Raw genomic sequence first — 12096 nt, 5'->3', positions numbered from 1 at the left:
AAATACAACTTTATAGTATTTCATATAGTTATGTTATTGATAGGATATATGTATTTTCAAATATACAAAAACACAGAAGAAGGGCAAAAGTATGCCAAAAAAAGTTTACCAGTAGCTATAAAGAAGTATGTATGTAAAAAAGAAAAGAAAGTAATAATCTACAGGGGTAGGTACTTTGCAATCTTCAACTTCCTAGAATTTATAAAATTGTATAGTTCTTGTAGCGAAGAGATTCAATCACTCCTTGATCCTATTTTAGCTTTAGTATAGCATAGATGAATTTAATTTTTCATATTACGAATTGAAGATAATTGAAAAGAATAGAATATTAAATTATATAGATCATTTGGGTAGATAATAGGAGGGAGATAAAACTGTTAAATATAAAAATTGGCAGTGTAGTAGATATAATAAAGCGATATGATAAAATGACAACAGTAAAGGTAAAAATAGAAGATAAATTTTATAAGGCAATTAATTACATAGATATAACGGGTAATGTAGAGATTGGCGATGTTGTCATATTAAATACAACGGCTATAGATTTAGATTTAGGTACTGGTGGCTATCATTTTATTATTTATAATATGAGGTTAAAGAAAAAAGAGAGTAAAAGAGATGGACATATTATAAAGTTGAGGTATACTCCTCTGCAACTAAAGTGTAAAACTGTCGAAGAACAAGAGAGGTATAAGAAAGTATTTGAAACGTTTAGTTCTTTAGATAACTTCATTGTAGCTGTGGGAACGTTGCATAGTATGCTAGCTCCTATAGCTTGTGTGATAAAATGGCTAAAACCTAAAGCGAGAATCAGTTATATAATGACGGATGGTGGAGCTTTACCGATTCAATTCAGTAATACTGTACGTGAATTAAAGAATAAACGAATAATAAATAATACGATTACAATAGGCCATTCATTCGGAGGAGATTATGAATGTATTAATATTTATACTGGATTGATAACTTCAAAGTCAATTTTAAAAAGCGATGTAGCTATTATAACGATGGGCCCAGGCATTGTAGGTACAGGCACTAAATATGGTTTTAGTGGTACAGAACAAGCTTATATACTGGATGCTGTTAACAAATTTAAAGGAATTAGTTTTGCAATTCCAAGAATTAGTTTTAGTGATAGTAGAATAAGACATAAAGGGATTAGTCATCATACACTTACAGTATTAAGTGAATTAATGTATTCAAGAACTAATATTGTTCTTCCTGTATTAGAACGAGAAAAGTTAGATTATATAATGAAACAAATAAAAAATTATAATATAGATAAAAAGCATAATGTTTTTTTAGAAGATGGTACAGATATAAAAAATGCTTTTGAGTTTTATGAAATTGATGTTACAACGATGGGAAGACATTTTTCTGAAGATGTAGAATATTTTTATACATTAGGTGCGGTTGCAAAGAAAATAGTTGAGTATCTTAATAATAATGACTTTACAAAAATATAAACTTTATTGATAATATATATAAAGGAGAATATAAACATAAAGGAAGGGGAATACCATGATTTTTGAAGAAAATACAATGAAAACAGAAAGAATATATGAGGGTAAAATATTGAATTTACGAATAGATACAGTAGAATTACCAGATAAAAAATATTCAAAACGTGAAATAGTAGAACATCCTGGAGCAGTTGCAATTATAGCGATTACGGACGAAAATGAATTGGTATTAGTGAAACAATTTAGAAAAGCGGTGGAGAAAATACTTTTAGAAATACCAGCTGGCAAATTAGAAGTTGGGGAAGAGCCTGAAGAATGTGCCAGAAGAGAACTTTTAGAGGAAACAGGTTTTACAGCAAAAGAGATGAAATACCTGTATGAATTTTATACTTCACCCGGTTTCTGTAATGAAAAAATGTATTTATTTCTAGCAAAAGGGCTAATCAAAGGAGAGTCTAATCCTGATAATGATGAGTACATAGAAGTGTATACAAAGAAGATAGATGAATTATATGATATGGTGATTAATGGAGAAATATTGGATAGTAAAACTATAATAGGCATTTATACTGCAAAAATGTTAATGTCAAATAAAAACTTTTAGATACAATTATGATTAGTAATATTATCCTTCATGTAAGCATACTATTTTTTAGGAGCTTACTTGAGGGGTGATTGTTTTGGGTGTTAATCTTAAGAAAATATTTAACAATCATTTTCAAAAATATATTTTTTTGTATTTTTTAGTTATTGTTTTTTTAATGATAGGCATTTCAACAGGAGCGATTACAATACGGACTGTAGATGATACTGCTAGAGAGCAAATTATAAACTATTTAGGCTCTTTTTCTAGTATTATTAGTAAAGATGCAGATTTAAATACAATAAAGGTTTTTAGGTATTCAATAACTAATAACATACAGACAATTATTGCAATTTGGTTATTGGGTATAACTGTAATTGGCGTACCTATAGTATTGATAATAATAGCTTTAAGAGGTTTTATAATCGGTTTTACAGTAGCATTTTTCATTAAGGAATTTAAGATTAAAGGATTAACTTTATCTTTACTTTATTTACTGCCTCAAAATGTTTTTCTAATTTTTGGTTTTATCGTAACATCAGTAATCTCTATTTTATTTTCTATTTCAATCTTGAAAAATAGGATTAATGTAATCAGACGGCCAAGTTTTTTGAATAGATTTGTTAATTACACCATAACTATGTTTATTATATCGATTATTATAATTATAGGGAGTTTAGTTGAGTCTTTTACAACTCCAATTTTCCTTAAAGTAATAAATAATTACTTGACAGTGTTTATGAAGTAATTTAATATAAATATGTTATTACGTTTTTAAGTAATTGTAATTAAAAAGGGGAAGTTTTATGGATTCGCTTTTAAATAAGTTTCTGGAGTATTTACTATATGAAAGAGAGGCCTCTAATAATACAATTGAATCATATAGTAGAGATTTGCGACAATTTAAAAGATATATTATGGAAAATAATATAAATGATTTTAAATTGGTTAATAAGACTACTATTATAACGTATTTGGTTTATTTGCAAAAAATTGGACGAGCCCCTTCTACTGTTTCAAGAAATTTAGCATCAGTAAGGAGTTTTTATCAATTTCTTTTGAATGAGGGTATAGTGAAAAAGGATCCAACTGTAAATTTACAATCTCCTAAATGTGAAAAAAAATTACCTCAAATTTTAACGCCTAAAGAAGTAGAATTATTACTAGAGCAACCAGATTTGAATACCTCGAAAGGCGTTAGGGATAGAGCAATGCTAGAATTGCTTTATGCGGCAGGAATAAGGGTGTCCGAATTAGTAGCCTTAGATATAGATGATATTGATTTAGAATTAGGTTTTTTGGTATGTTCAAGGAATTCTTCAAATGAGCGAAATATACCAATAGGAAGGTTTGCAATAAATATTTTAAATGAATATTTATTAAATCATAGAAAGAATTTTGTTAAAGATGACAGTATAAAGGCATTGTTTTTAAATTATCATGGTAAAAGATTAACTAGACAAGGATTTTGGAAAATTATAAAGTCATATACAAAAAAGATTAATTTAAATAAAGCTATAACGCCACATACTTTAAGGCATTCATTTGCAGTACATTTGATTGAAAATGGTGCCGATTTAAAATCTGTTCAGGAGATGTTAGGACATTCAGATATATCTACTACTCAAGTATATGCAAAAATTACAAAACCTACCTTAAAGGATGTTTATAATAAAACTCATCCGAGAGCATAGCTCCACATCATGTGGGGTTGATTTTTTCTGATTTTATTCTTATACTTTGGGGTATACTATTCTATTGAAGGAAGGTGAAATTATGATAAAAAGAGTTACATTGATTGTATTAGATAGTGTAGGTATAGGTGCACTTCCAGATGCAAAAATGTATGGAGATGAAGGAAGTCATACTGTTGACAATATTTCAAAACAATTAGGGGGATTACAATTACCTAATTTAGAAAGATTAGGATTAGGTTTGATAGAAGGGGTTAATGAAATAAGGAAAACAGATGAACCTATTGGTTCATTTGGCAGATCGCTAGAGAAATCAGCCGGTAAAGATACTACAACAGGGCATTGGGAAATTGCAGGTATTATCCTTGAAAAACCATTTCCTACTTATCCCGATGGATTTCCTTCTGAAGTAATATCTAAATTTGAAGAGGCTATTGGGAGAAAAGTTTTAGGTAATAAACCGGCATCTGGTACAGTCATAATTGAAGAACTTGGGAAAGAGCATATGGAAACAGGCTATCCTATAGTATATACTTCTGCTGATAGTGTGTTTCAAATTGCTGCACATGAAGAAATAATTTCTGTTGAAGAGCTCTATGATATGTGTGAAAAGGCAAGACAAATATTAACAGGAAAGCATAGTGTGGGAAGAGTAATAGCTCGTCCGTTTTTAGGTAAACCAGGCGAATTTTATAGAACTCCAAATAGAAGAGATTTTGCATTGAAGCCTATTCAGAGGACAATTCTAGATGAAATTAAAGATAATGGCTATGATGTTATGGCTGTAGGTAAGATTGAGGATATATTTGCTGGTGTAGGAATAACAGAGAGCGTTCATACAAAAAACAATATGGATGGTGTAGATAAAACTATTGAGTTTATGAAGACAGATAAAAATGGATTAATATTTACTAATTTAGTTGATTTTGATATGAAGTATGGCCATAGAAATAATGTAGAGGGATATGCACAGGCGTTAAAGGAATTTGACGAGAGAGTACCTGAAATAATTGAAAATTTAAAAGATGATGAGATTCTAATAATAACAGCAGATCATGGTTGTGATCCAACGACTCCAAGTACTGATCATTCAAGGGAGTATATACCTATTCTAGTATATGGTAGTAAAGTGAAAAGTGGTGTTAATTTGGGAACAAGAGAAACCTTTGCAGATATTGGAGCAACAATTTTAGATGTTCTAGGAATAGAAAAATCTATAAATGGCAATAGTTTTGCAAATTTAATCATAAAAAGATAGGAGTGAAAGCTATGGATTTGTTAAATAAGATTAAAGAAAGTACTAATTTTATTAAAGAGAGAATAGATATTGAGCCTAAAATCGGACTAATACTTGGTTCTGGATTAGGTTCATTAGCAGATGAGATAGAAAATCCAACATTTATTGAATATAAGGAAATTCCTCATTTTCCTACATCTACTGTTAAAGGACATAAAGGACGTCTTGTAATTGGAGAATTAGAAGGTAAAAAAGTTATAGCAATGCAAGGAAGATTCCATTATTATGAAGGATACTCACTACAAGAAGTAACTTTTCCGGTTAGAGTAATGAAGGCTTTAGGTGTAGAAAAAATAATTGTGACAAATGCAGCGGGAGGAGTAAATAAGGAGTTTACTCCTGGTGATCTTATGGTTATTGAGGATCATATAAATTTTGCTTTTGATAATCCGTTAATAGGAAAAAATTATGAAGAGTTAGGGCCGAGATTTCCAGATATGTCTCATGCTTATTCAGAAAGGTTAATAGATCTTACGTTTAAAGTAGGTGAAGAGTTAGGAATACAGATGAAAAGAGGAACATACGTTTTTATGAGTGGGCCTACTTATGAAACACCAGCAGAGATAAGAATGGCATCTTTTCTTGGTGGAGATGCAGTTGGAATGTCGACAGTTCCAGAAGTATTAGTTGCAGTTCATTCAGGTATTGAAGTACTAGGTATTTCTTGTATAACAAATATGGCTGCTGGAATATTAGATCAACCATTAGATCATAGTGAGGTTATAGAAACGACTATTAAAGTAAAAAACAAGTTTATAAAATTAGTTAAAAATGTTCTTAAAGAAATTTAATTGAGTTGAGGAGGTAAAAAGATGAAAAATTTAATTGAGAAGATTAAAGAAACTAGTAATTACATAAAAGAAAGGGTAGATTTCAGTCCTGAAATTGGTTTAATATTAGGTTCTGGATTGGGAACATTAGCAGATGAAATCGAAGATAGCATAGTTTTAAAATATGAAGAGATACCAAACTTTCCTGTTTCTACTGTTAAAGGACATGAAGGTAAACTTGTATTCGGAACTTTAGAAGGTAAAAAAGTTGTAGCTATGAAGGGTAGATTCCATTATTATGAAGGATATTCAATGCAAGAGGTTACATTCCCAGTTAGAATTATGAAGGAATTAGGCGTAAAAATGTTATTGGTAACTAATGCTTGTGGAGGTATGAATAAAGAAAAGCTTTACCCAGGAGCTTTAATGCTAATAGAAGATCATATTAACTTTATGGGAGATAATCCTTTAATTGGGCCAAATTATGAAGAATTAGGGCCAAGATTTCCAGATATGTCTCATGCATATGATAAAGAATTAATTGAAACAGCTAAAAAGGTAGGGGATAAGTTAGGAATAAAAACAGAACAAGGCGTTTATATTGCTATCAGTGGGCCGAATTATATGTCAAGAGCAGAGTTGAGTATGTTAAGAAAATTAGGTGCTGATGCTCTAGGAATGTCTACAGTTCCTGAAGTAATTGTAGCTAATCATGCTGGATTAAGAGTTTTAGGTATTTCCTGTGTAACTGATATGGCAATCGCACATGAAATTAAATCAATAAGTCATGAGCAAGTAATAAAAGTAGCTAATGAGACGAGGCCAAAATTTATACAGCTTGTCAAGGGGATAGTTAAAGAGGTGGTATTATAATGAGAATGTACGATATAATAAAGAAGAAAAGGGACGGTTTTGAATTAACTAAAGAAGAAATCGAATTTTTTGTAGAAGGTTATACAAAAGGAGATATTCCGGATTATCAAATTTCGGCACTTTTAATGGCGATTTTTCTTAATAAAATGACAAAAAGAGAAACTGTTGATTTAACTAAAGCTATGTTAGATTCAGGAGATAAAATTGATTTATCAAATATAGAAGGTATTAAAGTAGATAAACATAGCACTGGAGGAGTAGGCGATAAAACGACATTAGTTTTAGGGCCTATGGTTGCAGCTTGTGGACTTCCTGTAGCTAAAATGTCAGGTAGAGGGCTTGGACATACAGGAGGAACTTTAGATAAATTAGAATCTATTAAAGGTTTGAGAATAGAGCTTAGCAAAGAGGAATTTACGAGAAATGTGAATAATATAAATATTGCAGTTTGCGGGCAAACAGGGGACATTGCGCCTGCAGACAAAAAACTTTATGCTTTAAGAGATGTTACTGCGACAGTAGATAATATATCTTTGATTGCAAGTAGTATTATGAGTAAGAAGTTAGCGGTAGGTTCTGATGGAATTGTATTAGATGTAAAAGTTGGTAGTGGAGCTTTTATGAAAGATTTTGATAACGCATATAAATTAGCAGAGGAAATGGTAGACATAGGTAATAGTATGGGCAGAAAAACAGTTGCTGTGATTTCTAATATGGATGAACCACTAGGATATGCAGTAGGTAATGCATTAGAGGTTAAAGAAGCTATTGAGACATTAAGGAATAATGGGCCAGAAGATTTAGTAGAGCTTTGTTTAACATTAGGCTCACATATGTTAGTTATTGGTAATAAAGCTAAATATTTAGATGAAGCGAGAGAAAAACTAGTAGATGTTTTAGAAAGTGGTAAAGCTTATGAAAAGTTTATAGAATTTGTAGAGGCACAAGGTGGAGATGTTAATTACGTGAAGAATACTTCTTTATTACCACAGGCTGAATATGTTTTGGAAGTAAAAAGTGATGAAGATGGTTATGTGCAATCAATGAATGCAGAAGAGGTTGGTAAATGTGCATTATTTTTAGGTGCAGGGCGAGAAACGAAAGAGAGTGAAATAGATTTATCAGCAGGTATAGTTTTAGCGAAAAAAGTAGATGATAAAGTTTCAAAAGGTGAAGTTTTAGCATATGTTCATTCTAATGATAAGGGAAAAGGTGAAGAAATAGTAAGAAGGTTGAAGGATATAATCAAAATCGGTGATAAAAATAAAGATGAGAAAAAATTAATATTTACGATCGTAAAGAAAAATAGTTAAGAGGTTATCGAAAAGATAACCTCTTAATTTGTGTATTTTATAATCTAATTAAAAGGATAAACTATTTTAATTATTTTTTGAAAATTTCAACTATATTTTTTAAAATTAGATATAGATAACTATTTAAGCCTAAAAATTGACAGTCGGTAAAGAAAATTATAGAATTTACAAATCGATTGAAAGGGAGTAATATTTATGAATGTATTACTTATTTCATTTAGTGGAAGAAAAAGTGATGGAAACTGTTCTAAAATATTAGATTTTATAAGTAGATATTTACAAAAAAGGAATATTAATGTCTCTAAAATTAGAATGGTAGATTTAGATATAAGGCCGTGTGTTGATTGTGAATATGAGTGTTTTAATTCTTCTCCAAAATGTCCTAAAGATGATGATATTTACTTTGTATATGAAAGTATAATGAAAAGTGATTATACAATAATGGTAATACCGGTATATAGTGCAGCTCCACCGGCATTATATTTTGCATGGCGTGAACGTTCACAGATTATTTTTCAGACAGAAGAAATCTATAAAAGATATGAAAAAGTGAAGAAGGCTTATATTGTCATAGGAAATGAAGAAGCAGGTGGTAATGATGTAGTAAATATAATTAAAAATTATCATATTAATACTCAAAAAAACGTCAATATTCTTTTATTGCAGAGTAGTAAGTACGGGCAAAGATCAATTGAAGGTAATTTAATAAATGTACCTCAAGTTCAATTAGATTTAACGGATTTTGTAGATAATTTAATAGATAGTTAAATTATATATAATTACAAGTTGTTGTTTAATATAGTTACTTAATCTTCTGATAGCCTCCTTTTTTCTTTGAATAACTTGTTTATCTGATGGATAACATAATTATAAACACAATAGAAAAGGAGGTATTTGATGCATATAAAAAGAATATTTTCAGTGATAATTATGTTCATACTGATTTTTAATTCTTTGATGTGTTTTGCGGATTCTAAATTTGATATTCAAGCAAAGTCTGCAATATTAATAGATGCACTATCGGGTAAAGTTATTTATGAAAAAAATCCTCATGAAAAATTAGCTCCTGCAAGTATAACTAAAATAATGGTTCTTCTACTTGCTATGGAAGCTCTAGAGTCGAATAAAATAAAACTAGATGACGAAGTAATAATAAGTTCTAACGCATCGAGTATGGGTGGAAGCCAAATTTACTTGGAAGAAGGAGAACAGCAAACAGTTGAGGATTTAATAAAGTCGATTTGCTTACGTTCGGCTAACGATGCAGCTGTGGCATTGGGCGAACATATAGCAGGAAGTGAAGAGATATTTATAGAAATGATGAATAATAAAGCGAAAGAATTAGGTATGGAGGATACTAGTTTTAAGAATATTACAGGGCTAGATGAAGAAGGACACTATACTTCTGCCTATGATGTTAGTATAATGTCTAAAGAGTTATTAAAACATAAAAAAATACATCAATGGTTAACTTTATGGATGAGTTCGATAAAGGTAGGTAAAGAAAAAGATGTTATACAAAATCTAGTTAATACTAATAGATTAATACATGATTATAAAGGAGCCAATGGAATTAAAACTGGATTTACTAGAAAGGCAGGATATTGTTTATCTGCTTCGGCTACAAGAGGAAATTTAACATTAATTAGTGTAGTAATGGGGTGTAAAAATTCGAGTATTAGGTTTAGAGAATCTAAAAAGTTATTAGATTATGGATTTGCAAATTATCAGTCAATCATTTTAGCTAAAAAGGGTACTGTAGTAGGAAAAATACCTATTCAGAAGGGTAAAGTTGAAAGTGTAGAAGTTGTAGTGGAAAGTGATTTGAATTATTTGGCTAAAAAGGGAAGTTCAATAAATATAGAGAAAGAGGTTATTTTACCAAGTTATATTAATGCTCCCGTTTCGAAAGATAGTAAAGTAGGAGAAATAATTTATAAAGTGGGAGAAAAGGAGATTGGCAGAGTTAATTTAATTATTAAAGAAGATATAAATAAAGCTTCTGTTAAAGATTCAATAAGAAAGATATTTAGAACGATGTTAGGTACTATATAGATATATAGAAATTTTAAATCTTGAATGCTAGATATATTTTGATTTATTTCTAAAATGGTTGTAAAATATATCTAGCATGTTTTTTTAAGGTGATTGTATGAAATTAGAAGTTTATAGGAGAGAATTAAAACAATATACAATAAATACTGAAATTAAAAATATATTATTTATTGCAAGTGAGATAGCCAAAAAATATAATAAAGAGGTTTATTTAGTAGGTGGACAAGTTCGAGATATTATGCTTGGAAATGAAAGCAGTGATGTAGATTTTGTAGCAGTAGAAAATGCTATGGATTTTTTAGAGAAATTATATGAAAGGATAGGTGGAGAAAAAAGATATTATAAGAATTTTTTATCGGGCTCAATAGAGCTGAAAAATGGGATTAATATAGATGTAACAACGGCAAGAAAAGAAATTTATGAGAATCCCGGTGCATTGCCTATTGTTTTTAAGGGGAGTTTATCGGAAGACGTAAAAAGAAGAGATTTTACAATTAATTGTTTATTAGTTGACATAAAAAAATTACCTGATTTAGAAATATTAGATTTCGTTGGTGGAATAAGGGATTTAAATAATAAAAAAATTAGAATACTTCATGAGAAGAGTTTTATAGATGATCCTACAAGAATGATTAGAGCTGTGAGGTTTGCTTATAAACTGGGGTTTGAAATTGAAGAAGATACTAAAAAATTATTGTTCGATTCGGTTGAAAAAGGATATATTAGATTTGTCAGCGAGGATAGAATTTTTAGGGAGATAGTAAAAATCTTTCTATCAAATAAAAAATATATAGGTATTCGTATATTATATGAATATAGATTATTTCAAAATACATTTTTATCAGATTATATTGATGAAAAGATTATAGAATACTTTAGGATAATTGATGACGAATTACCTTTAATTTGTGAACTTTATAATATTACGATTGAAAGTATGCAAGTGATTAATCTATTAGTGTTATTTCATAATATAGGCTCAAATTATTTATTAGGATTATTTGATAAATTAAATATACCAAAGAAAATTAGGAAAATAATAGTAAGTATTAAGAATAACTATAAATATGTTAATAATCTTATAAATAAAGATAAGATTTCTACTGTAACGATTTATAAAATTATTGATTTAGTTAATATAGAGGGATTGATATATTTTGCTATAACAAATTTTGACAACAATATCTTTATTAAGAAATTGATAGAATATAGTGAAATTTATAACAATATGAAATTATTTGTATCTGGTGAAAATATTAAAAAATATGATTTAAAACCGGGGCCAATATATAAACGAATTAAGGATGAATTGATATTTAATATAATTGCAAAAAAAGCATATACAGAGAAAGAGCAATTAGAAATATTAAATGATATTATTAAGAAGAATAAAAGGTGGTATAATGATGGCGATAATTAACAAATTATGGACTACTTTAATGTATAAGGTTTATTTGATACCTGCTTTATTAATTTCTATTACTTTACATGAATTAGCACATGGTTATGTTGCTTATTTATTAGGGGATAATACGGCGAAAGTAAATAAGAGACTTACGCTTAATCCAATACGTCATATAGACTTTATTGGATTTATATTACTTTTAACTGTTGGATTTGGATGGGCAAAACCGGTACCTATAAATCCAAATAATTTTAAAAATAAAAAAAGAGGCATTTTTATTGTTTCTATTGCAGGCCCTTTATCTAATCTATTTTTTACTATAATTCTAGCTATTTTACTTACTAGAGGAATAGTATTAAATGAGGCGATACATCAATATTTAAACATATTAATGTGGTACAATATAGTATTAGGGATGTTTAATTTATTGCCAATACTACCTTTAGATGGCTCCAAGATATTATATAGTATTCTTCCTGATAAATTTGGCTCATTTTTAGTAGAATACGAGAATTATTTTTACCCTATATTGATATTTTTATTATTAACCGATACAATTGATAATGTATTAAATTCTTTAATAAATTTCTGGATTAAATTGTTAAACATTATCATATAAAAATAGAATTTACGGGAGTTTTCG

The 12096-nt window shown here is 29.1% G+C and carries 13 protein-coding genes; all 13 read left to right on the top strand.

The genetic code is table 11. The features are described 5' to 3' along the window. Window positions 1-270 (top strand): hypothetical protein (locus BUB51_RS12990; protein WP_159430377.1); only part of this gene is annotated, 270 nt, incomplete at its 5' end. Window positions 271-428: 158 nt separating this feature from the next. Further along, window positions 429-1466 (top strand): DUF3866 family protein, encoded by a 1038-nt coding sequence (locus BUB51_RS04630; protein WP_200791891.1) that lies wholly within the window; start codon window positions 429-431, stop codon window positions 1464-1466. A gap of 55 nt (window positions 1467-1521) precedes the next feature. Beyond that, the gene (locus BUB51_RS04625; RefSeq protein ID WP_073195909.1) at window positions 1522-2067 is read left to right on the top strand and encodes an NUDIX hydrolase; all 546 of its coding nucleotides are present in this window, start codon (window positions 1522-1524) and stop codon (window positions 2065-2067) included. 76 nt (window positions 2068-2143) lie between these two features. Further along, a complete protein-coding gene (gene spoIIM, locus BUB51_RS04620; RefSeq protein ID WP_073195907.1) occupies window positions 2144-2794 on the top strand; it encodes a stage II sporulation protein M in 651 nt (216 codons plus the stop codon). A 58-nt stretch (window positions 2795-2852) separates the two neighbouring features. Continuing rightward, window positions 2853-3740, top strand: a complete 888-nt coding sequence (gene xerD, locus BUB51_RS04615; protein WP_035161125.1) for a site-specific tyrosine recombinase XerD — start codon at window positions 2853-2855, stop codon at window positions 3738-3740. 82 nt (window positions 3741-3822) lie between these two features. Then, the gene (locus BUB51_RS04610; protein ID WP_278294139.1) at window positions 3823-4998 is read left to right on the top strand and encodes a phosphopentomutase; all 1176 of its coding nucleotides are present in this window, start codon (window positions 3823-3825) and stop codon (window positions 4996-4998) included. 11 nt (window positions 4999-5009) lie between these two features. After that, on the top strand, window positions 5010-5828 hold the full coding sequence (locus BUB51_RS04605; protein ID WP_073195905.1) for a purine-nucleoside phosphorylase: 819 nt from the start codon (window positions 5010-5012) through the stop codon (window positions 5826-5828). A 21-nt stretch (window positions 5829-5849) separates the two neighbouring features. After that, a complete protein-coding gene (locus BUB51_RS04600) occupies window positions 5850-6680 on the top strand; it encodes a purine-nucleoside phosphorylase (protein WP_035161121.1) in 831 nt (276 codons plus the stop codon). Next, a complete protein-coding gene (locus BUB51_RS04595; RefSeq protein ID WP_073195903.1) occupies window positions 6680-7993 on the top strand; it encodes a pyrimidine-nucleoside phosphorylase in 1314 nt (437 codons plus the stop codon). Before BUB51_RS04600 ends, BUB51_RS04595 begins: the two co-directional genes overlap by 1 nt. Before the next feature lie 195 nt (window positions 7994-8188). Further along, window positions 8189-8761, top strand: a complete 573-nt coding sequence (locus BUB51_RS04590; protein ID WP_073195901.1) for a flavodoxin family protein — start codon at window positions 8189-8191, stop codon at window positions 8759-8761. A 129-nt stretch (window positions 8762-8890) separates the two neighbouring features. After that, window positions 8891-10048: a D-alanyl-D-alanine carboxypeptidase family protein gene (locus tag BUB51_RS04585; RefSeq protein WP_073195899.1), complete on the top strand. Its 1158-nt coding sequence runs from the start codon at window positions 8891-8893 to the stop codon at window positions 10046-10048. A gap of 97 nt (window positions 10049-10145) precedes the next feature. Further along, window positions 10146-11468 carry a CCA tRNA nucleotidyltransferase gene (locus BUB51_RS04580; protein WP_073195897.1) on the top strand — a complete coding sequence of 441 codons (1323 nt, stop codon included), beginning with the start codon at window positions 10146-10148 and terminating at the stop codon, window positions 11466-11468. Then, complete coding sequence (locus BUB51_RS04575; protein ID WP_073195895.1) at window positions 11455-12072, top strand: site-2 protease family protein; 618 nt, start codon at window positions 11455-11457, stop codon at window positions 12070-12072. Before BUB51_RS04580 ends, BUB51_RS04575 begins: the two co-directional genes overlap by 14 nt. The last annotated feature ends 24 nt before the right edge of the window (window positions 12073-12096 follow it).

Source organism: Caloranaerobacter azorensis DSM 13643 (assembly GCF_900129995.1).
Taxonomy (GTDB): Bacteria; Bacillota; Clostridia; order Tissierellales; family Thermohalobacteraceae; genus Caloranaerobacter; species Caloranaerobacter azorensis.
Note: the sequence above shows the minus strand (reverse complement) of the source record. Positions and strands in the feature narration are given on the sequence as shown.